Origin of the sequence: Streptomyces toyocaensis (assembly GCF_000725125.1) — a bacterium.
GTDB classification, from domain to species: domain Bacteria; phylum Actinomycetota; class Actinomycetes; order Streptomycetales; family Streptomycetaceae; genus Streptomyces; species Streptomyces toyocaensis.
Genome location: NZ_JFCB01000051.1, coordinates 1 through 20,261, shown reverse-complemented (window position 1 = coordinate 20,261; position 20,261 = coordinate 1). Strand labels below are relative to the sequence as shown.

20 protein-coding genes, 2 pseudogenes and 1 CRISPR repeat array are annotated in these 20,261 nt (G+C 68.7%); of the genes and pseudogenes, 11 read left to right on the top strand and 11 right to left on the bottom strand.

Annotated features, from left to right (window positions below; genetic code table 11):
- Positions 1-49 precede the first annotated feature (49 nt).
- Positions 50-766 (bottom strand): hypothetical protein, encoded by a 717-nt coding sequence (locus BU52_RS31355; RefSeq protein WP_037940952.1) that lies wholly within the window; start codon positions 764-766, stop codon positions 50-52.
- 259 nt (positions 767-1,025) lie between these two features.
- On the opposite strand from BU52_RS31355, the gene BU52_RS31350 reads away from it, so the two are divergent.
- The gene (locus BU52_RS31350) at positions 1,026-1,607 is read left to right on the top strand and encodes a sigma-70 family RNA polymerase sigma factor (RefSeq protein ID WP_037940951.1); all 582 of its coding nucleotides are present in this window, start codon (positions 1,026-1,028) and stop codon (positions 1,605-1,607) included.
- A 343-nt stretch (positions 1,608-1,950) separates the two neighbouring features.
- On the opposite strand, the gene BU52_RS31345 is transcribed toward BU52_RS31350, so the two are convergent.
- From BU52_RS31345 to BU52_RS35145, 5 genes are all read right to left on the bottom strand, one after another.
- Positions 1,951-2,310 carry a DoxX family protein gene (locus BU52_RS31345; RefSeq protein WP_037940950.1) on the bottom strand — a complete coding sequence of 120 codons (360 nt, stop codon included), beginning with the start codon at positions 2,308-2,310 and terminating at the stop codon, positions 1,951-1,953.
- Between the two features lie 399 nt (positions 2,311-2,709).
- Complete coding sequence (locus BU52_RS31340; protein ID WP_037940948.1) at positions 2,710-5,256, bottom strand: FtsX-like permease family protein; 2,547 nt, start codon at positions 5,254-5,256, stop codon at positions 2,710-2,712.
- A 3-nt stretch (positions 5,257-5,259) separates the two neighbouring features.
- A complete protein-coding gene (locus tag BU52_RS31335) occupies positions 5,260-6,033 on the bottom strand; it encodes an ABC transporter ATP-binding protein (protein ID WP_037940946.1) in 774 nt (257 codons plus the stop codon).
- Positions 6,030-6,269 (bottom strand): hypothetical protein, encoded by a 240-nt coding sequence (locus BU52_RS31330; protein WP_037940944.1) that lies wholly within the window; start codon positions 6,267-6,269, stop codon positions 6,030-6,032. The genes BU52_RS31335 and BU52_RS31330 overlap by 4 nt, the downstream gene beginning before the upstream one ends.
- A gap of 36 nt (positions 6,270-6,305) precedes the next feature.
- Positions 6,306-6,914 (bottom strand): transposase, encoded by a 609-nt coding sequence (locus tag BU52_RS35145; protein ID WP_107061321.1) that lies wholly within the window; start codon positions 6,912-6,914, stop codon positions 6,306-6,308.
- A gap of 304 nt (positions 6,915-7,218) precedes the next feature.
- On the opposite strand from BU52_RS35145, the gene BU52_RS35140 reads away from it, so the two are divergent.
- The 6 genes from BU52_RS35140 (at position 7,219) to BU52_RS31295 (ending at position 11,479) form a co-directional block, all read left to right on the top strand.
- Positions 7,219-7,800: a Tn3 family transposase gene (locus tag BU52_RS35140; RefSeq protein WP_268747634.1), complete on the top strand. Its 582-nt coding sequence runs from the start codon at positions 7,219-7,221 to the stop codon at positions 7,798-7,800.
- 202 nt (positions 7,801-8,002) lie between these two features.
- The gene (locus tag BU52_RS31315; protein WP_107061320.1) at positions 8,003-9,256 is read left to right on the top strand and encodes an IS256 family transposase; all 1,254 of its coding nucleotides are present in this window, start codon (positions 8,003-8,005) and stop codon (positions 9,254-9,256) included.
- Complete coding sequence (locus BU52_RS31310; RefSeq protein WP_037940941.1) at positions 9,253-9,750, top strand: HAD domain-containing protein; 498 nt, start codon at positions 9,253-9,255, stop codon at positions 9,748-9,750. Before BU52_RS31315 ends, BU52_RS31310 begins: the two co-directional genes overlap by 4 nt.
- 72 nt (positions 9,751-9,822) lie before the next feature.
- On the top strand, positions 9,823-10,098 hold the full coding sequence (locus BU52_RS31305; protein ID WP_037940938.1) for a hypothetical protein: 276 nt from the start codon (positions 9,823-9,825) through the stop codon (positions 10,096-10,098).
- Positions 10,098-10,496 carry a PIN domain-containing protein gene (locus BU52_RS31300; protein ID WP_037940936.1) on the top strand — a complete coding sequence of 133 codons (399 nt, stop codon included), beginning with the start codon at positions 10,098-10,100 and terminating at the stop codon, positions 10,494-10,496. Before BU52_RS31305 ends, BU52_RS31300 begins: the two co-directional genes overlap by 1 nt.
- Positions 10,497-10,888: 392 nt before the next feature.
- On the top strand, positions 10,889-11,479 hold the full coding sequence (locus BU52_RS31295; RefSeq protein ID WP_157847938.1) for an SMI1/KNR4 family protein: 591 nt from the start codon (positions 10,889-10,891) through the stop codon (positions 11,477-11,479).
- A gap of 180 nt (positions 11,480-11,659) precedes the next feature.
- Here BU52_RS31295 and BU52_RS31290 read toward each other — a convergent pair whose 3' ends face one another.
- A complete protein-coding gene (locus tag BU52_RS31290) occupies positions 11,660-12,238 on the bottom strand; it encodes a suppressor of fused domain protein (protein ID WP_037940930.1) in 579 nt (192 codons plus the stop codon).
- A 146-nt stretch (positions 12,239-12,384) separates the two neighbouring features.
- The gene (locus BU52_RS35435; protein ID WP_157847937.1) at positions 12,385-12,987 is read right to left on the bottom strand and encodes a hypothetical protein; all 603 of its coding nucleotides are present in this window, start codon (positions 12,985-12,987) and stop codon (positions 12,385-12,387) included.
- A 138-nt stretch (positions 12,988-13,125) separates the two neighbouring features.
- Here BU52_RS35435 and BU52_RS31285 point away from each other — a divergent pair.
- Both BU52_RS31285 and BU52_RS37210 read left to right on the top strand, forming a co-directional pair.
- A pseudogene (locus tag BU52_RS31285) lies at positions 13,126-13,428 on the top strand (transposase); the annotation flags it as partial.
- Between the two features lie 67 nt (positions 13,429-13,495).
- Positions 13,496-13,792, top strand: a pseudogene (locus BU52_RS37210) (transposase); the annotation flags it as partial.
- A 46-nt stretch (positions 13,793-13,838) separates the two neighbouring features.
- Positions 13,839-14,843: a CRISPR direct-repeat array (repeat unit 29 nt; unit sequence GGGACCATCCCCGCGGGTGCGGGGAGCAG).
- Positions 14,844-15,261: 418 nt separating this feature from the next.
- Here BU52_RS37210 and BU52_RS31280 read toward each other — a convergent pair.
- The gene (locus BU52_RS31280; protein ID WP_037940928.1) at positions 15,262-16,935 is read right to left on the bottom strand and encodes a DUF262 domain-containing protein; all 1,674 of its coding nucleotides are present in this window, start codon (positions 16,933-16,935) and stop codon (positions 15,262-15,264) included.
- 138 nt (positions 16,936-17,073) lie between these two features.
- Positions 17,074-17,316 (bottom strand): hypothetical protein, encoded by a 243-nt coding sequence (locus BU52_RS31275; protein WP_037940927.1) that lies wholly within the window; start codon positions 17,314-17,316, stop codon positions 17,074-17,076.
- A gap of 177 nt (positions 17,317-17,493) precedes the next feature.
- Here BU52_RS31275 and BU52_RS31270 point away from each other — a divergent pair, with 177 nt between their 5' ends.
- Positions 17,494-17,781 carry a hypothetical protein gene (locus BU52_RS31270; protein WP_037940926.1) on the top strand — a complete coding sequence of 96 codons (288 nt, stop codon included), beginning with the start codon at positions 17,494-17,496 and terminating at the stop codon, positions 17,779-17,781.
- Positions 17,782-17,940: 159 nt separating this feature from the next.
- Here the strand turns inward: BU52_RS31270 and BU52_RS31265 are convergent, their stop codons facing one another.
- A complete protein-coding gene (locus tag BU52_RS31265; RefSeq protein ID WP_037940925.1) occupies positions 17,941-19,116 on the bottom strand; it encodes a site-specific integrase in 1,176 nt (391 codons plus the stop codon).
- A gap of 210 nt (positions 19,117-19,326) precedes the next feature.
- On the opposite strand from BU52_RS31265, the gene BU52_RS31260 reads away from it, so the two are divergent.
- On the top strand, positions 19,327-19,746 hold the full coding sequence (locus BU52_RS31260) for a hypothetical protein (RefSeq protein ID WP_051858739.1): 420 nt from the start codon (positions 19,327-19,329) through the stop codon (positions 19,744-19,746).
- The last annotated feature ends 515 nt before the right edge of the window (positions 19,747-20,261 follow it).

The following is a 20,261-nucleotide window of genomic DNA, read 5'->3' as shown; positions in this document are numbered from 1 at the left end:
TTAGCGGTGTCATGACCGGTGGCAGGTGACCTTGCTCGCCCTCTTTCTTTCACCGGTGCCGGTCGTGGATGCCTCTGAAGGTCGTCCGCCCCCATTCGGAGGTCCTGCGCAGGGACATCCCGTGCTGCGCCAGGCGGTCGTCCAGGCGTCTGATGCGTGCCTGCAGTGCGCGCCTCCTCAGAGGTGTGTCCGCGCCACCGAGGAGGAGACACAGGTCGTGACAGCACAGCGGGCGCGACGCTGAGGACAGCAGATGGAGCAGCACTCGCTGGGACGTCTGCTGCACTTCCGGTAAATGACGCAACTTCCAGGCGACACGTCGGTCGCTGCCGGAGCGGGACAGGGTGAGCCAACGGCGTTCGGCGACGAGCCTGCTGGCCAGTTCCGGGGGTGACAGGTCGTGGGGCAGGACATTGACCGCTCCCGCCAGCAGAAGACGCGCCGGGTCGGTGGGGCCGGAGGTCAGCACGATCACAGCTCCGAAGTTGCTCAGCACCCTCACTTTCGACTCCACATCGCCGTCTCTCACCTCGTTCGGCACGTGCAGGACCACCAGGGGACACACATCGCCCAGCAGCTCCAGGTACGCCTGTTCCGAACCCCAGGGGTAGGAGAAGGCCGGCATGACGTGATGGCGCCGCATCCTGCGCAGCAGACGGGCGGTCTCCGGTCTGCGCAGGGAGAGGACCGGGCCGACGATCTGGTGCCGGACGGGTTCCGTGAGCACCCGGCCAGTGGACGAGGTGACGACATCGAGTGGTGACATGGCAGACCACCGGAAACAGCCGAAGGGATCGATCCTGGCGACAGTGTGTCGCTCATGTCCGCGCCAGGATTGACCCCTCGGCCCCTGTCAGCGCTTCAGATGCTCGTCATACCTGGTCAGGTCGAGGGCGGACGCGCATCCACGACAAACAAACGACAACGTTTGACCAATGGTTTGCGGAGAGTATTGATCGCGCTCCCCTGCCCCGGCACGGGAACACGCCACATGACCACCGGCGGATAGCGATTGGGCACCATCCATGACGGGGACCACCAAGACGGAAGGCGTCAGTCTCGCTCCGAGCCCGATATCGACCCGGCGCTGCGCACCCCACGATGACCACCACGCCCTCATCCAAACGATCTACGACCGGCACGGCCCCCTGCTCCTGCGTTACGCGGCACGGCTGCTGGGGGGCGACTGGCACAAGGCCGAGGACATCCTCCAGGAGACGGCGGCGCGCGCCTGGAAGCACGCCACCTTCCTGAGAAGCCATAGTGAGCACCTGAGGCCGTGGCTGTTCACCGTGGTCAGGAACCTGGTCACCGACCATCACCGCGCCTGCGGCCTGCGCCCTCTGGAACTGGTGCCGATCGAGGACCTCGACACCACCTGGGAGAGCTCCGACCACGCGCTCACCCTCCACGTGGTACTCAACGCGCTGCAGGACCTCAACGAGCAGCAGCGGACCGTGATCAGGCTCCTGTACTGCCTGGAGTGCAGCGTGGCACAGACTGCCGAGCACCTGGGCATCCCGCCCGGCACGGTCAAGAGCCGCGCTTTCTACGCCCTGCGAGCTCTGCGCAAGGTGCTGGAGGGCCGGGGAATGACCGAGGCGTGAGACCACGGCCGGGCCGGAGGCACATTTCGCCGGCATCGCAGGTGAACCGGACCGCGGCTTCGGTCGTTGTGCCGAGTGTGGGCGCCCGCGTACTCCTCCCTCCACCACCGGGATGGACGGTTTCCAGCCCACACACGCCACGCGCGGTACTTCCCCCCGCCGCACGTGGAACGGCCCCGGCAGGTTCACTCCGCACCTGTCGGGGTCCGTATCCGCCGGCCCTACCCAGCCGGCGCCGACCGACCGCGGCGGACGGACCGAGGCGTGGGGCCGAGGTACGGACGCCGCGGTCGGACACCTGGCCGGTACAGGGAAGCTGGTCACTTCGGTGTGCCGGCCAGGTTCAGCTCACGCTGCTCAGGGGAAGGCCCACGAACAAGCAGAGCATGATCGTGGCCGTCACCAGGGGCGCCCACAGGCGCAGCCCGCGCTGCTCGTGGCTGTCGTGGTACGTGAACGCCGCGGCGGTGAGCAGGAACAGGCCCCCGGCGGCGACGACCGCGGACGCGGTGACGAAGTACGCGGACGACAAGCCCGCGCCGCCCAGCAGTTCCAGAACGCCGATCCCCCGGCACGCGGCCGGGGAGAAGCCGCATGCGGCAGCCGGCGTGCGGGGCATTCCCCGGACCACGATGTGCCCCAAGCCGCTGACCAGGAAAAACGCTCCGCAGACCGCGGCGACCGCCGTCAACGCAATGCTCACTGGGATGAGTCCCTCTCTTCGCAGTGATGCCCGGTGCTGTCACCGGGGCCCGTCATCGCGGGAACGGTGAGGAGACGACCGTGGTTCACATCGGGTACACGGTGAGCCGCACCTCCGAACATGCGTGCGCAGCGTGGCGATGGACGGTCGGACGAACGCACCGGTGCCCGTACGGTGAGGCCCGGACCACCACCAGGGGCGGGACCCGCTCGGCCCAGGCCGCGCAGGACGTACATCAGGCCGATCGCGCCGCGTGCGCCCACCGCACGGCGCAGTGCTTGTTGTCCCGCCCTCGATCCGTGTACGCGCCGCGCCGCCGGCGTCGGTCACAGTGCCGTCGTCGGGCTGGCCACGCGCGGGACGTGCCGTCGCCGCGCCGCCGGCACGGCTGCCGCGCGTTCAGAGCGTGCGGAGGGCTTCTGCGGGCGGGGTGCGCAGGGCCTTGCGCGTGGGGAGTTCGATGGTGAGGAAGGCCGTCACGGTGACGACGAGGACGGTGACCGGCAGCAGCCAGACGGGGCCGGACGGCCAGGGGTGGCCGAGGAATCCCTGCCCCAGCAGCGCCAGCGGCACCACCGAGAGCACCAGTCCGGCTCCGCAGGCTGTCGCGGCGATCGCCACAGCCTCACGGCGCATCATCGCCCGGACCTGACCGGGCGTCATACCCACCAGGCGGAGTGCCGCGATCTCGGTGCGCCGCTGAACGGTGGACGCGACCAGTTTGTTGGCGATGCTGAGCAGCAGATAGGCGAGCAGGACGACGATGACGGCCAGGTTGATCCACACCTCGGGCGGGGTGTCCTGCCCGGTGCCGGGCCCGGGGTCGGTGTCCGACAGGACCACACCGGGGTGTTCGCCGGCCAGCGCGGCGAGCCGCTCCTCGGCGGCGGCGCTGCCGTCGGTCCGTACGAGGATGCTCTGCGGCGCGGGCACCGTGGTGTGCCCCGCCGCCAGGTCCTGGGAGAGGACCAACGGGCCGAAGCCGAGGCCCCGGGCGTAGACGGCGACGACCCGGGCCGTCACACGTGCGCCGTCCCCGAGGATCAGCTCCACTCGCCGTCCCAGCCCGGCATCGCGTGAGCCGGCGGCCTCACTGCTCACAGCGACCGTGGCGCCCTTCAGACGCGCCAGGTCCCCGTCCCGCACGTCGAGGTCGTACACTCCGGCCCCACCCGGGGAAAGGATCATCGCGGACGCCGACTCGGTCGTCGTCTCGCCGAACTCCTTGTACTGCCACACCGCGGTCGTGGTGGTGACGGGTTCCGCAGCCTCCACGCCCGGCAGCCGCCGCACGGCCGACGCCGTGTCCGGGGGAAGTCCGCCGAGCTGCGGCGCGCTCAGTGTGTGCTGGGCAAGGGTGCCGACCCGGATGTCCTGCTGGGTCGCGGCGAGCACCGTGGTCTGCGTGAAGGTGTACGTCAGCACGAAGACGACCCCCATGGCCGGCGGACTGATGACCCCGGCGAAGCGGAGGGCGTAGGCGCGCATGCCGACCACCGCCAGCCAGCTCGGAGCGAGGGCGCCTGGCCGCATGCGCCGCAGCACCGCCCCGCCCGCGCCCTTGACCAGCGCCGGCCCGGACAGGGCCAGGCCGATCGCGGCCATGATGCCCGCGATCGACGTGGACGTGGCGCCCAGCGCGGTCCGGACCAGCAGCGGAGTGACCGCCGACGCCGTCGCGGCCGCGATCAGCAGCAGACCGGTCAGCGTCCGGGCACGGGAGGGGGCACGGGGCTCGCTGCGCGACTCGGCCACCGCCTCGGTGGCCGGCAATGTGGAGGTGCGCCAGGCCGCGCCCCGGGCCGACACCTGCACCACCGCCAGCATCAGAACCAGGGTGACCAGGGCGGGCAGCGGACCGAAGGTGAGGGGAAGTCCGCGTGGCAGGACCGCTCGGTCGACGAGCGCCTGCGCGAACTTCCCTGCCAGCAGGTATCCGAGGCCGATGCCCGGCACGGCCGACACGACCGCGACCACGGTGGCCTGACATGCGGCGAGACGGCGGATCTGCTTCGGCGTCGCACCGACCGCGCGCATCAGCGCCAGATCACGGCGCTGCCCGGCGATCGACACGCCCAGCGCGCCCGCCGTGACGAACCCGACGATCATCAGCAGGATCCCGGCGAGCGAGCCCGCCAACAGAATCAACAGCGAGCGCGCCGCACTCACTCCAGGGCCCACAGCCGTGCCGCGGTCCGCTCCGGTGAGTACCTTCAGTCCTGTGCCAGCCACCTGATCCCGGACCGCCGCCGCCACCGGCTCCCCGGCTCCGGGCGCGACGCGCAGACCGATCAGGTCGACCGTGCCCTCCCGGGGCCCGCCCCTCCCGCCGCCGGCCGTGCCCTCCCGGCCGGACAACCGCCGCGCGGTGCCGTCCGCGAAGTAGACCCCCGCCTCGGGCGCGTCCACGACCGCGGACACCCGGTAGGAGGACGGCTCTCCCGTACCCGCGACGACACGGATCCGGTCTCCCATCCGTACCCCGGCCGAGGCCGGTACCGCGACCTCATCCCTCGCGGACGGCGGGTGGCCCTCGATGCGTGGTTGCGGCAGCAGCGTGGTCGACGACCAGCCGTGACCGAGGGTCCGCGGATCCTCGGCCGGCAGCACGCGGCCGCGGGCATCGATGAGCGCGGCGGGGAATCCTATGTCGCCGACCGCCGCGGTGACCCCCTTCACCCTGGTCAGCCGCCCGACAAGATCGGCCGGGACCGTGGCACGCTCCGGAAGTGCGACCGGCAGGTCCCCACTCGGATGGAACTCCTGGTCGGCCGCGACGACCACGTCAGCGCCGCCGAGCCGACCGGGCGGCAGCTGGGACCGCAGGCCCGACTCGGCCAATACGCCTGTCCCGGTGAGCAGAGCGGCGCCGCCGAGCACCGCGCAGGCCACGGCGAGCAGCGCGGTGAATCTGTGTGCCGCCATCCGCAGAGCAAGATGCAGCATGAGTCAGCGCCCTCCCAGCGCGATGAGGCGGTCGGCGAGCCGGGCAGCGGTCGGGGCCTCCAGGGCGTCGATCACCTTGCCGTCCGCCATCACCACCGCGTGATGGGCCCAGGCCGCCGCCGCCGGATCGTGGGTGACCATCACCACGGTCTGGTGGAACTCCTCGACGAGGCCTCTCAGCAGCTGCAGAATCTGGTGAGCACTGTGCAGATCCAGCGCCCCGGTCGGCTCATCGGCGAAAACCACCGCGGGCTTGGCCACCAATGCCCGTACAACCGCCGCCCGTTGCTGCTGACCTCCCGAGAGCTCGGCCGGCCGACGGCCGAGACAGCCGGAGATACCGACCCGTTCGACCAGCGCGTGCATCCATTGCCGGTCCGGGCTGCGGCCCGCCAGACGCAGCGGCAAGGTGATGTTGTCCTCGAGGGTCAGTGACGGAATCAGGTTGTACGCCTGGAACACGAACCCGACGCGGTCCCGCCGTAGCTCGGTGCGACACGTTTCGTCCAGACCGGCGATCTCACGGCCATCGATACGGACGCTGCCCGACGTGGGCGAGTCCAGCCCTGCCGCACAGTGCATCATGGTGCTCTTGCCGGAACCCGAGGGCCCCATCACGGCGACGAAAGTACCCGGCCACACCGTCAGCGACACATTGTCCAGAGCCCGCACACCGCCCGGATACACCTTGCTGACCTGGGACACGGCGACGGCCGGAGCCCTCTCGACTGGTTCCGCGCGGACGGCGGTGCGACGGCCGAGACCCCAGGCGCTCATCTGCCGCTCCGCAGGCGGAGCACGACCAGCACAGTGGCGCACAGCGCGGTGACCCCGCCGGCGGCCAGGTGCACCTCCAGCCCGGCCCCGGCGAACGAGGCCACGGTGTTGCCGAGCACGCTGACGACGAGAACCACCCAGAGCAGAACGCGGACCGCGCCTGTGCTGCTGGACCGGTCCGGAGTCCCCTCCTGACTGCCGGCCGCGGTGAGACTGTAGGGATCCGTATGCGACATGTGAACCATTCCCCTGTGTGTGCGAGGACACCGACGCTACGGACCGGCGTCTCCCGGGCCGATCCCCCGGGCCGCCGGACCGGAGGTACAGCAGGCTGTACCGTCCACGCCTTCTCCCTGGGCACAGAGGGTCGCCACACCGCATGCCTCAACGTGCTCCGGGAGGTCCGACGGCTCCAATGCCGAGGATGAGGGGCAGCAGGTAACCGGTGCGCGATTGCGTTGCGCGCCGGGGTCTTGGTCGGGAGTGTCTGCCGGTTCCGCAGGTGGTTCGGCCAGGCGGGAGCGATGGGCGTTCACGGCCTTCTCCACCGCCTGACCGAGATTGGCCCACAGGTGATAGCCATCCGCGACCTGCCCGGCCTGCGGTGCTCCGATACGTGCGCCTTCCACGTAACCGCTGGACCAGTACCGACAGATCACCTTCACCTCGGGATGGTCGCGGAGCCAGGCGGCGAGATCGCGCCCTTCGTGGAGATGCAGTGGACGGTGGGTGGCCATGTCGATCAGCGCTGTGCCGTAGTAGCGACCCGTGCGGAAAGCACAATCGTCGACGCCGAGGATCTCCACCTCGCCGACCTCGGGCTCGGGCATGGCCCTGACCAGTCGGAGCAGGGTGTCCTTGCCCACGGTGATGCCAGCCACGGAGGCGTCCGGGCTCCTGCCCGACCGCCAGGTAGGTCGACTGGAATCTCCAGGCGGCGCGCCCGCCGGTGCCCGACGACAAGGTGCACTGATAACACGCAAGGGGAAAACCCGGAGGACGACCTGCCCGCGGACCTTGAGGACAACCGGGACGTGCACTACACCGCGCTGGGCCAGCCGCAGGACTCCGGCGAGTTCATCACCGCCCTGCAAGACAAGCTCCGCACCTCGCTGGACCGCTTCGAGACCGCACTGGCGGAGGGCACGACGGGCGGGGTGTCGATCGTAAGAAGCACGGCGAGCCGTGGATCAAGGTCTCCCCGCGCGGGAAGCAGGAAGAGCCGGAGTCTCTGGTGGCGATCAAGGGGGAGATGCCGGCTTCATTGAGGAATTCACCTCGGTGGCCACCCGCGAGATGCTGTCGAAGAACGTGCTGCGGCGCCGGCTGCTGCTGGTCCTGTTCGGCCTGGGCACGAACATGGGGATCAAGCGAGTCGCGGTGACCGGCAAGCACGGCGAGAGCGAGGCGACGCTGCGCAGGGTGCGGCACCTGTTCGTCAACCGGGCCAACATGCGGGCGGCCCTGCGGAAGCTCGTGAACGCCACCTTCGCCGTCCGCGATGAGATGTGGTGGGGCACCGGCACGGCGTGTGCCTCCGACAGCCGCAAGTTCGGCGCCTGGTCCTCCAATCTGATGACCGAGTGGCACCAGCGCTACCGCGGCCTCAGTCGGCACCATCAGCAGGACCGTCCCGCCAGCCGGGCGACGTCAGCTCGTCCTCGGGAAGCGACCATTCCGGCCGTTGCCCGGACGGCGATCCGGCCGGGACCCCAGGATCCGCGACTGCTGGGGGCGGTATTCGTCGTGCGCGTCCTCGACGCCTGAGTCCGGCGAGGCCAAGACCTGGGTGACTGTCCGGCGGAATCCCAGACGGAGCGTTCCTCTACCCACAGGAGCAATGCTCAAGACCTGTGGATCGGACTCGGGAGGGGTGCCTCGCGGAACGCGGAGGGCGTACCTTCCCGAGTGATCGATTTCTGGTCATCGAGTAGGCCCGCGTTGCAGCGCGGGTCGGGAAGGCACGCCCGTGCTGAGCGTAGTCAACGAGGACGGCACCACCCAGAGCGGCTCCCTGATGGACGACATCGTCCGTGAGGGAGCCCGTCGGATGCTCGCCGCGGCCCTGGAAGCCGAAGTCAACCAGTACATAGCTGAGTTGGTGGGCGAGCGGGACGGGGCCGGTCGCCGTCTGGTGGTCCGCAACGGCCACCACCGTGAGCGGACGGTGACCACCGCCGCCGGGCCGATTGCGGTGAAGGCGCCACGGGTGAACGACAAGCGGGTCGATGGCGAGACGGGCGAGCGCAAGCGGTTCTCCTCGAAGATTCTCGCCCCTTGGTGCCGGAAGTCCCCGAAGATCAGCGAGGTCCTGCCCCTGCTCTACCTGCACGGTCTGTCCTCCGGCGACTTCGTGCCCGCGATGGAGCAGTTCCTCGGCTCGGCCGCTGGGCTCTCGCCGGCCACGGTGACCCGGCTGACCAAGCAGTGGAGCGACGACCACGCCGCCTTCCAGGACCGGGACCTGTCCGGGTCCGACTACGTGTACGTGTGGGCCGACGGCGTCCACCCCAAGGTCCGCCTAGGACAGGCCCGTTCCTGCGTCCTGGTCCTCATGGGCGTGCGCACCGACGGCAGTAAGGAGCTGATCGCGCTCGCCGAGGGCCTGCGCGAGTCGACCGAGTCCTGGGCCGACCTTCTGCGGGACTGCCGTCGGCGCGGCATGCGCGATCCCGAGCTCGTTGTCGGCGACGGAGCCATGGGCCTGTGGCGGGCCCTGGCCGAGGTGTTTCCGCAGGCCAGACATCAAAGGTGCTGGGTTCACAAAACCCGGAACGTGGTCAACGCCCTGCCGAGATCGGCCCAGCCCGGCGCGAAGAAGGCGCTGCAGGAGATCTACAACGCCGAGGACCGCGATCACGCCGAGAAGGCGGTGAAGGACTTCGAACGCGCCTACGGCGCGAAGTGGCCCAAGGCCGTCAAGAAGATCACCGACGACGTCGACGAACTCCTGGTGTTCTACGACTTCCCGGCTGAGCACTGGGTCCACCTGCGCACGACGAATCCGATCGAGTCGACCTTCAGCACGGTGAAGCTGCGGACCAAGGTCACCCGCGGCGCCGGCAGCCCGGCCGCGGCCCTGGCGATGGTGTTCAAGCTCGCCGAGTCCGCCCAGGCCCGCTGGCGCGCGATCACCGCACCCCACCTCGTCGCCCTCGTCCGCAACGGCGCCCGCTTCGAACGCGGCGTCTTGGTCGAGCGTGAGCAGGAGGCTGCAGCATGAGTGAGCGCGAAAAACGCCCGCTGCTGTTCCTGGACGTCGACGGACCTCTCCTGCCGTTCGGCGACGGCCCGCAGCGCGAGCCGTCGGGCACCGCGACAGATTCACACCTGACGCGGCTCGACCCGCGCGTCGGGCCTCGCCTCGCGGCACTGCCGTGCGAGCTGGTCTGGGCCACCACCTGGGAAGAGGCTGCGAACACCGACATAGCACCGCGGCTCGGCCTGCCGCCCCTGACGGTCGTGCACTGGCCGGAACCCTCCGACGCGCATGAACGCGAGGACCGGTGGTACGGGCTCCACTGGAAGACCCGAACCCTGGCGGCATGGGCGGACGGACGCCCGTTCGTCTGGGTCGACGACGAGATCACCGATGCCGATCGGGACTGGGTGTCCACCCACCACCCCACCCCGACCCTCCTCCACCGCATCGCGTCGTCCCGCGGCCTCACCGACGAAGACTTCGCAGTCCTCGATCAATGGCTGCAGGCCACTTGAAGCTGCCCGCGGTGATCCACAGGAATTGACAATTGCTCTACCCACAGTAGAGGAGCGCGGTACAGTAGGGGCATGGCAGCAGACGAGACGAGCATCAAGGTCAGCGTGGCCGCGCGCGACCGGCTGGCAACACTGGCGACCGAGCACGGAACGACCATCCGCGGCCTGGTCGAGGACCTTGCGCAGGGCACCCCGACCCAGGCCGAATACGCTGAGCGGGCCGAGCTGGCCCGTGCCGAACTCGCGGCCGCTCTCGGTACCGCGCCAAGCCCTGCGGCCGAGGAGAAGGCTCGGGCTCTGCTGGAGCGCCTGGGCGGAGCGCAGCGTGCCCCTCAGGCAGCCGCGTAGTGGGGGCGATCCCGGTCGTCCTGGACCACACGACTGCCGCGGCGCTGTATGACCCGAAGGATCCGTTCAACGAGGCGGTCTCGGCGTTCTACGTCCAAGCGTCTGGTGGACTGGGGACGCTGTACGCGCCGGTGCTGTCGCTGACGGCCGGTGACGCCGAGCGGCCCGGGCTCCTCGGCTACATCAAAGGGCTGCGGTTCATCCGCATCGAGGCCTTCGACACCGACGCCGCGGTCACCGCCACCGAGCTGCTGCGCTTCGGGCACTCCTGGGCAGCCGTCCACGCCATCCACGCCGCCAGGCCCTCCCCCACCTTTCCCACTGGACGCTTCCTGCTCACAATGACACCCAAGGCGTACGCAGGGACCGGCGTCCAGGCCGTCCACCCCGACCAGTAGGGCCAACCACCGCTCACCGCGGTGTAATCCATCGGGCTTCGGTGAGGCATGCTCTTCGAGGCGATCGCCCATCGACGCTGGAGGGCATTGCAGCGGACCCGCGCGCCGCGGCCGAGGAGGCGGGACTGTCGCGGGTGACGTTCTACTCTTCGTTCGAGGCGGCGCCGTCCTCCTCTCTCTGGCTGGAGCCGAGCATCCCTGGGCACGGGTACGAACCGTGTCACCAGCCATATACGGCGGTGATCTTGCGGAGCGTCATCCGTGTGACGCAGACACCGCACCACTGTTGGGGAACCGGCCGCGGGGAAGGCCCCAGACCTCAGCTTGATCGTTAACCCGCTGCTTCCAGTCGTCCGAGGTCAGAGTGTCCGTGAGGGTGATACCTGTAGGGCGTGGATGATGCGATGTCGGGTGCGATAGCCCTCCTGCGTGAAGCCTTTCCGGTAGAGGTCCGGCACGGCCCCCTGGGCTGGGAGTCGATTCAGGCATGGGAACGCAGGCACGGCGTGGTGTTGCCTGAGCCGTATCGCACCTTCGTGGCTGGGATCGCGAACAGTACTGACCTCGGCCCGCCTGATGAGGGTGGTCTGCTGCCCGTGGGAGAGAAGCCGGACAGCTGGGCCGTCTGGGAAGCGGACCGCTGGATGAGCCCGAAGCCCTTCGATGGCACCACTGCACGGGTGCCCGGTCAGCCCTTCCCGCTCAAGGAGGAATGGCAGTGGGAGTACGACTACTACGACCACACTCTCCACTCGTCCCTATTGCACCAGACCCACCAGCATGGCTCGGTGCTGCTGGGCAGCGACAGACCCGGTGAGTACTGGACGCTGGTGGTGACCGGGCCACAACGCGGTCTGGTGTGGTGGCTCAGAGACGGATCCGCCGCACCCTATGCCGACTCCCCGCCTGATCAGCCTGAGGGCGATTTCCTGCACTGGGTGAGGGACTGGCATACCGGACAGGGCTGGTGGCGGGCCAAGTAGCACCACCTCAGATCGTGGTGGCCGACGGAGGCGCTCTTCGTGAAGCTCGTTCGTCGACGACAAGGGCAAGGTCGAGCGCATCCCTTATGAGCTGTGCGACGGCTGGTCACCGAGGCTGGCGGAACCTGGAGCCGATACGCCCCCGGTGACCATAAACAGTGACCGCCGGACACCGGAAACTCAGGCAACCGACGCCCTGAAAGGATCGGTGGGGATGATCTCTGCCTCGTCGAAGAGCTGCTCCAACGCCTCGTGCCCGTGACGCCTGCGGAACTCGATCTCGGCCGTCGTCACGGGCAGGGCCCACAGGATGCGGGCGTGACCCCCGGGAACGGAACAGTGCTCGAGGTCGGGTCCGTGGAGATAGGGCAGGCTGATCAGCAGGTGATCGCAGGTTGACCCCGGCACCCACGGTTCACCGATCGGCATGCTGTGTTCCAGGTCGAGCTGATGTCCTCCGCAATGGTAGTAGGCGATCATCGCCATGAGCTCGATGAACCGCTGGTCGCGGACGTGGGCGGTCATGACGAACTCAAGGCCGTGACCGTCCATCTCCATCGCGGCCCAGCACCCGGCGGTCACATAGACCCAGCTGTCGCTGCGGGGACCTGGCCCCACAACGAGAACTCGCAGATCGGGCGCCACCTCTCGCCGTTCCGGCCCGAGGTCGTAATCGACGACCTCCACGGAGTGCCCTTCGAAGAACGCCCGGACATGTGACTCAACGGCCTCCGCGGCCAACACCCTCGCATCACTCATCGCGCGATCATTCCACCGCGATCGACCGCCCCTGACGGCTCACTCAGCGTCATGGGGCCGCCGACATCAGCTACGAGTACGCGACACCTCAACATGCGAGCCCACGAGTCCCCGGCGACCACACACGGCAACCGGCGACTCGACCATCAAGGAGTATCGGTCGTCCCCGCACCTGATCCGGAGCGGCCGTTGCTTGCTCGGGCCCACGGAATGCGAGATCGCAGAGCCGCAAGCCGACTCGGATCTTCACGAGGCACAGCGAAGCCGAACGGCGGCGAGGGCTTGAGCCCGAGTTCCCTGCGGGCAGCCACTAGGAAGGCATGATGCGCCTTGGCGAATGATTCATAGAGGTCCCAGCGCTTCTCTCCTGCGCTATTCCCTTGTTCGAGCCGGTTGCAGTAGTGCAGTCGAATCGCATCGGCAGCGTGAAGTGGGTCGCGAGCTGCCCTGATGGCCTCCGGGCGGGCGAACACCTCCAGCTTGTTCAACTGCAACATGGCTTCCTTCGCCTCGTCCATCCCGTGATCGCCACGACTATCGGGCGGCAGGACGTCCCAGTCGATCTCCCACACTTCCCTCATGAAGCGAAAGCTGGCATCGCCGAACGCCTCGATGACCGCAGGCAGGTGTTGCCACGCCTGCTTGTGACTCTCCTGTCGGCGGACAAGGTGAGCAGCAAGCGCAACGTTCACGACGCCGAACACGACTGCTACCACTGCTGCGTAGGCACTCACCAAGGAGGCGGACATGTCGATAATCTACCGCCGCGATCACAGGACGTGATCGGAGCTTACGGCCGCTTGGCGAATACGCGACACCTCAACATGCGGGCCTACCAGTTCCAAAGCCGCGTTCCTACTCGGCCCCCCACTTCCTGCGCCGCGGTGCTCGGCGGCCCGATCGTGCTCATCTGGGACAACCTGGACGTGCACAAGGCCGCCGGCCTGCGGGAGTTCGCCGCGTCCCGGGACTGGCTGACCATCTACTACCTGCCGCCCTACGCGCCCGACCTCAACCCCGTGGAAGGGATCTGGTCGCTCCTGCGACGCGGTTGGCTCTCCAACGTCGCCTTCAGCACTCCCGAACACCTCGTCCAGCGCATCCGTCGCGGCCTGCGGCACATTCAGTACCGCAGCGACCTCATAGACGGCTGCCTAGCCGAGACCGGCCTGACCATCAGATCCACCTGAGCTTGTTCTTTTTCTTCCGGCCTCGAACGGTATCTCGAACTGAGTCGCTCACCTGGGGATTCGCCGGATGTGGGGGCGGCCTCGTCTTGGTCAGTGCTCCGACCAAGGTGCACTGACCAAGACGAAGGCCGTGAGGGTGAGTCTGCTGCCTGATGCCGTCCGGAGGGAAGCGTTCGCGGAGGCGTCACGATTCCGGGGCGAGTTCTACGAGTGCCTGACCGCTCGGCGCGATGAGTTGTTCGAGCTGATGGACGCGGTGTTGTGTGCGGACGGTGCGGTGAAGTCCCCGGTGGATCTGACGCTGTTGCCCGAGCATCGTCGTGGGCACGGAGCGATGTACGGCGGCCTGAACCGGGGCCGGATCGACGTCGGTCGGCTGCGGGCGGTGCTGGCCGGCCTGTCACTGCCGCGGGACCATCCCCGCGGGTGCGGGGAGCAGGCCGTGGACGCCGGCCCTGACGGGGCCCGCACGGGACCATCCCCGCGGGTGCGGGGAGCAGACCTTGGACGCCCTCGCGCCGACGTGCGCGCCGGGACCATCCCCGCGGGTGCGGGGAGCAGAAGACCTCACCACCTGCAAGGCCATCCTCGCCGGGACCATCCCCGCGGGTGCGGGGAGCAGGAGCCGGACGGTATCTGGGGGGGCCGGCTGGCGGGACCATCCCCGCGGGTGCGGGGAGCAGGAGCCGGACGGTATCTGGGGGGGCCGGCTGGCGGGACCATCCCCGCGGGTGCGGGGAGCAGGTGGGGCATTCGGCGGTGGGTCGGGCGTGGCGGGGACCATCCCCGCGGGTGCGGGGAGCAGCTGCTCCATCGTCTCCGCGATGGCGTTCTCCCGGGACCATCCCCGCGGGTGCGGGGAGCAGTCGATGACCCGCTCGAACGCCAGACCCAGATCGGGACCATCCCCGCGGGTGCGGGGAGCAGCTCCTCGAGGACCCGCACCCGGAGCTGACCCGGGGACCATCCCCGCGGGTGCGGGGAGCAGTGGAAAACCCTTCGGACAGCGTCCATGGACGCGGGACCATCCCCGCGGGTGCGGGGAGCAGGCCACGGCTCAGACCGCGGCGGGGATCGCGACGGGACCATCCCCGCGGGTGCGGGGAGCAGTTCTACAAGCAGGGCAGCGACCCGACGAGCGGGGGACCATCCCCGCGGGTGCGGGGAGCAGGTCCGAGTGAAAGCCTGGCCCAGCGCCCGCCAGGGACCATCCCCGCGGGTGCGGGGAGCAGTGATCATCAGGGTACGGGCGCTGGGCGACCAGGGGACCATCCCCGCGGGTGCGGGGAGCAGATCCTGATGCCGGTGTGGTCGGACCGGTCGTCGGGACCATCCCCGCGGGTGCGGGGAGCAGTTCCCATTTAGTTGCCCGAGGCAACCTAGTTCGGGACCATCCCCGCGGGTGCGGGGAGCAGACTTGCTGAGCTGCGGTTTTATCCCGGGCCAAGCATCGTTTCGGCGACTTTCGCCGATTCCGACAAATAACACATATCCGTGGCTCCGGTTTTGAAGTGCAGCAAACCACGCTACAACTGTCGGGTGAACCAGCGGGACCGCTGCGCGACCGGGAACCACGGTGGGGGACGCTGCGCATTACCAGCGGTCGTTGGTCTCCTCCCACCCCGGCTTCAACTTCTGTAATGGCCCCGGCGGGTGTGGGCAATCGTCGGCGTCCTGCCTTCCCCCAGCAGCTGGACGCAGCCACGGCTGGCGCCTTCGCCTCCGGCACCCTGCCTGCCGCAGCATCAGGAAAACGGCGACGGTGCTTACCGCTTCGACAACCGGAACCCCTTCGCGTCGCCCGATGGCACCCGTGGCAGAGGGCTTCGCCCCTTACAGATCCCATTCGTCGGCCAGCAGCCCCAGGAGCCGCCGCTGCCGCTTCTGCAGCAAGGCCGGCACCCACTCCTGGTGCTGCAGCACCTGGCTGGTCAAGGCGAACGTGGAAACGCCGTGCCTGCCGGTGAAGTACTTGGTCTTCTTTTCGGCGAAGTCGTAGTTCTGGGCGTAGGCGTTCTTCGTACGGTTGAGCAGGACGAGGTTGCCCAGCCGGTGCGTCCACTCCCCGCGCTGTTGGTCGGTGAAGTGCCGCAGCCACTGGGACCCCTGCTTCGGGTTCTGCGGCAGTACGTGCTCGACGGTGATCAGGGTGTGGTCATACGAGACCCCGGGTTTTCCGGCCAGCATCTCGTCCAGACGCAGCAAGATGTACTTGCGGGTCCTGGTGACGAGGTAGATGTCGCCGTCCAGGCGCGCGAGTGTCTCGGCCTTCTCCGCATCCGTCAGGGTGAAGGAGGCCGCGTCCAGGCCCTTCCCGGCGTCGAGTTCGCGCAGGAGGTCCGCGTATCGCGTGACGCGGGGGGTGGTGTAGACGCGGCGGATGAACATGCTGGCCGCCAGCCGCTCCAGTGCGCCGAAGAACTCGTCGAGCCAGGCAGGGTCGTCACCGTGGTTGCGCAGGGCCCACAGAGCCGCCGGCCGCCAGTCGTTGTTGTCGACCTGCTGGAGTCGCTTGAACCAGGCGTTCACCTGCTCTGCGCCAGAGGGCGCCGAGTAGCTGGCGTCACGGATCTGCACGTAGGCGTCCGCGTACGGCACGACGACGTCGTTGACGAATGACTCGGCCTTGCCGGGCAGGTAGTGGCTGAGCACCTGCTCGGGGAACTCCTTGAGCAGTTCCCGCTCCGCCCGCTTCATGGCGAACACCATGCGCAGGTGGAGGAAGAGGTCGGCGAAGTCGTCCCGGCCCAGGGCCTCCTCGGCGTCCTCCCACTTACGGGCGCACTCCTCCGAGGCCTTCTCGTCCAGAGGACCGATGATGTGCGACTTGAAGATGTCCGTGGGCGACAGATCCATACCCCGGGAGTTCATGACGCTGAAGATACGGTGGGCGCTGTCCAAGTCGGGGGTGCTGACGATGACCAGGAAGGTGCGTTCGCCGAGCATCTGCACGAGATCCAGCCGCCGCTCCTCCGACCAGCCGGCGAGTATCGCGTGCAGCGCCTTCGCGTTGCGCAGGACGGCCTTCTGCGCGTCCGTCGGCAGCACTTCCTCCTTCATGGCCCGCAGAGCCTCGGTCGCCCCCTTCGTCTGGACGTACTGCTGGAAAAAGCCGGCGTCACGCAACCGCAGGGTGACCCTGGGCTTGGGAGCGAGCCTGCGGACCTTGTTGCCGGGCTCCGTGACCAGTTTGTCGAGGTCGCTGCCCAGCTCCGGGTCCTCCGTCAGGTCGCGGAGGAGGGCGAGCAGGATGGTCAGGGTGGTGAGACGCTGCTGACCGTCGATGACCTCGGCGGGCGCGTCGCCCTTGGCCTTGACCAACACGATGGAGCCGAGAAAGTACGGCTCCTCCGTCCCCCTCTCCAGCGACTCCTCCAGGTCGGTCAGCAACTGGACGGCCTGCTCGGTGTCCCAGGCGTACGGCCGCTGGTAGTCCGGGATCTTGAAGTCATAGTCGCTGCTAAACACCTTATGCAGGGACACTTCCTGCGCCTCGAGTTGCTGCATATCTCAATGATGTAGGAGCTGATGACGCTGTGTCCCAGGAGTACTGCGAGCTGCGACTGCGGGTCCTCGGGGGGAATGCTCCGGTTCGGCTCCTCCCGGCACCCGGCAGCCGTCCGGTCGAGGGGCCCGGTCCGTTGATCAGTCGACGGTGAGGGTGCGTCGTACCGGAGCAGTGACGACGCGGATCCAGGCCATGGCGCACTGCAGTGCGGCCTCCTTGCGCGTCATGTACGGACCGCTGACCGCGAAGGACTCGGAGAGGCGGTAGTTCCAGCCGTTACGCCCGGTCCGACCGGTGCCGCCGTACGACGGTTCCACGTGACCCAGTACCGTCCCGTCCTCGGCGATCAGGCTCCACCGATGGGTATCGCGGTGGTCCACGTCCTTGACCAGACGGGCGCTGTCCGCGACGGCGCGGGCGGCCTGCTGCGACAGCCGCTTGCGCCGAGCAGGTGCGGTCCTCTCCGGAGCTCGGCTGCGCGCTGGGGAGGTGGGCGCTGAATCATCACGTGACGGTTCAGCGGGCGGAGCCTGCACCTCAGGAGGCGGTAGGGCGGCATGGGTGGCCTGCTCGATGACGGCGACGGCTGGTGCTGCCTGCCGAATACGAGCCGCCAGAACGAACGGGATCCGGGCCACGACGTCAAGGTCGGAACCGTCTGCGGGCAGTCCGGCGTTCAATGCTCCGGCCAGGCGCCGGGCGGCGTCGGCCAGACTGTCGGCGAGTTCCGTCGCAGGCACACCCGCGTACTCCTCCAGCAGTTCCTCTCCCCCACCGGAAGCGAGCCGCTGCTCCTGAACCTGTCGCTGACGGGCACGGTATGCCTTGGCCTGGCAGGCGCGTGAGCAGTAGCGGCGGGCGCGAGGGCCACGCTGCGCGGGCAGCGCCCCGCCGCACACCGGGCATGTCGTCATGAGTCCCCTCATCCAATCGACACGTGACGCTTACGCTGCCACGGTACCGGCTTCCTCCTTATCGTCACGTGTCAATTGAGATGTGGGTGGTCAGGTACCGGCCCTCGCCCGTGCTTTAACCCGGGCGGCGTGCAGCGGGTTGTCCGTCTTGCCCCGGGCGGGCTCGATGTAGTGCTTGCGGACCGTGGGAGAGCCGGGCTTCCACCGGCCCTGTGCGGTCGGGTCTCCTCCTGCTTCGGAGATCTCCTGCGCCGGCCCTCGGCGCAGGCCGTGTGCAGTGACCGCACGCCCGCCGGGGGCACTGACACCGGCGAGCCGAGCGCGAGCCTTGACGACGCTTCCGATCGCGTCGGGGCTGAGGAAGTCGCCGCGCGGCCCGGAGCGCGAGCGGACGGTGCCGCCGCGGGTGACGTGCCGGAACACCGGACCCGACGTGATGCCGTGGCGGCGCAGCTCCTCCAGCCACGCACGCACGCGGGCAACGGGGCAGAGCAAGGGATCGTCCGGGTCGGCCGGTACGAACGTGTCCTCGCCGCGGGCGGCCTGGTCGGTCTTGGAGAAGGCCACGCGTACGGTGACACCGTCGTCCTCCACGACCAGGTGCTCGATCAGGAGGTTCGCAAGCTCGCTGCGGCGGGACAGCATTCCCCATCCAAGGGTGAGCAGCGCGGCGTCCCGGAGGGCCTTCGGCCACTCGCGCTCGTCGGCCGCGGTGCAGGTGGCCACCATGGCGGACAGGGCCGCGGTGCGAATCGGCGGCGCCTTCCTCGGCGCGCGGCGCCGGGCCCAGTCCCGGGCGTGCTTGCGGAGGATCTGCCGGGCCTCCTTGGTGCCGGGCTGCTGGCCGTCGGGGTGGGCGGAGCGGATCGCCGACATGTGTACCTGGACGGACGAGGGGGCCAAGTCCCTTTGCACCAGGTGCCCGACGTACTCCACGAACGTCGCCGTGGTGCACGGCATCGGCACCCGGCCGCTCTGCGCGCACCATGTCCTGAACTGCCCAAGGGCCGAGCCGTACGTGCGGGAGGTGTTGGCGGGCGGTGCCCCGTCGATCAGGGCGGCCGTCGCCTGCGAGATCCGGAAGTCGGCCTCGGTGTAGGTCGGCTGGTCGACCGTCGTCGGGACCGGGACGTCCGGCCGTAGCAGCGTGTGCCGGTCGACGAAGGGCCGGTGTGCCGGCGCGTCCGCGAGGGTGGGGAGTGCTCGGTCCTCGTCCTCGTCGACCAGCTCGGCGTCGACCACTTCCACGGCGCTGTAGTCGACCATGTGCCCCTCCGTCAGGCTAGCCTCGTATAAGGGAAATTATACGAGGCTACTGAAGGTAACGAGTCCCGGCTTCGCTGGACGCCGACGGGACTCGTCCGGGTACCCGGCCGCCGTCGACCGGGACTGCCCTTGGCGGTACCAAAAGCGTGGTTGCCGGTGTCGGGCTGCTACCGTCCTCGTCAAATCCACGTCTATTGGTACGGAGAGATCTTGCGCATCACCGTCACGGTCGACGACCCCACCGACGACTTCCGGGACCAACTCCTCGCACTCCTCGCGGAGCACGCTCTCCACCTCGACGTCGACGCGACGTGGACCGTCGAACGCGCCTTGCAGTACTACCGAACCCTGCCCGCACGGGCACGCCACATCGTCCACATGGCCGTCATCCGCCATGGCTTCGTCGACGACGACGAACTCCGCGCTGACGGCGGCAGCCTCCGCGGCCACAGCGGCGCCCTCAAGCGCGTCCTGGAGCGCGGAGTCCGCGAGGGCTGGTGGCCGACAGGGATGCAGCCACCGATCCAGGCGCAGGGGCCCGGCTTCGGAAAGGTCAAGGGCTACTCCATGCCCGGCGAACTCGTGGACGTCTTCTCCGCTGCCATCGATCGGCACAACAAGCAGAAGTGAGGGCGCCCTCGGACGCGACCCGAGCATGCGACCGGCGGGGCGGTGGCGAAGCGGTGGGTCCGTACGTGGTGCCGATGATGGTCGAGGTTGATGTCGACGACGACAAGGTGACCCGTGTGGTCACCGTGCCGGTGGAAGTCCGCGAGGCCCCGGAGGCATGGGCCACTTTCTGATCTACGACGAGCAGTTCCTCCGACGGAGTGGCGACGACCAACCCTAGGTATACGCGTTCTGCGTGGGTGAACCTCGGTGGGCAGACGACCGGTTTCGGGTCGCCGGCCCGGCGAACTGGCCGGAGCGGGAGGAGAGTTTCGGTCGGGACGAGTCCGACGATCGGTACGAGGAGATCAACCCGTACGAGCTGCGTCGGCAGTAGCTGGCGGTTGGAGGAGATACGCCCGAAGGGTGCCCCCGCGGGGGCACCCTTCGGGCGTATCTCCTCCAACCGCCCTATGGACACAGGAACTCCAAGCCCTGACTCTTGAGCGGTACAGAACAACTTTGGCTGCCTGGGA

Coding starts and splice junctions, on each gene's coding strand:
- BU52_RS31350 (WP_037940951.1), top strand. CDS start 1,026: ATGACGGGGACCACCAAGACGGAAGGCGTCAGTCTCGCTCCGAGCCCG.
- BU52_RS31280 (WP_037940928.1), bottom strand. CDS start 16,935: ATGCAGCAACTCGAGGCGCAGGAAGTGTCCCTGCATAAGGTGTTTAGC.
- BU52_RS31340 (WP_037940948.1), bottom strand. CDS start 5,256: ATGCTGCATCTTGCTCTGCGGATGGCGGCACACAGATTCACCGCGCTG.
- BU52_RS31330 (WP_037940944.1), bottom strand. CDS start 6,269: ATGTCGCATACGGATCCCTACAGTCTCACCGCGGCCGGCAGTCAGGAG.
- BU52_RS31270 (WP_037940926.1), top strand. CDS start 17,494: ATGGGTGGCCTGCTCGATGACGGCGACGGCTGGTGCTGCCTGCCGAAT.
- BU52_RS31355 (WP_037940952.1), bottom strand. CDS start 766: ATGTCACCACTCGATGTCGTCACCTCGTCCACTGGCCGGGTGCTCACG.
- BU52_RS35435 (WP_157847937.1), bottom strand. CDS start 12,987: ATGTCCGCCTCCTTGGTGAGTGCCTACGCAGCAGTGGTAGCAGTCGTG.
- BU52_RS31305 (WP_037940938.1), top strand. CDS start 9,823: ATGGCAGCAGACGAGACGAGCATCAAGGTCAGCGTGGCCGCGCGCGAC.
- BU52_RS31290 (WP_037940930.1), bottom strand. CDS start 12,238: ATGAGTGATGCGAGGGTGTTGGCCGCGGAGGCCGTTGAGTCACATGTC.
- BU52_RS31335 (WP_037940946.1), bottom strand. CDS start 6,033: ATGAGCGCCTGGGGTCTCGGCCGTCGCACCGCCGTCCGCGCGGAACCA.
- BU52_RS31310 (WP_037940941.1), top strand. CDS start 9,253: ATGAGTGAGCGCGAAAAACGCCCGCTGCTGTTCCTGGACGTCGACGGA.
- BU52_RS31265 (WP_037940925.1), bottom strand. CDS start 19,116: ATGGTCGACTACAGCGCCGTGGAAGTGGTCGACGCCGAGCTGGTCGAC.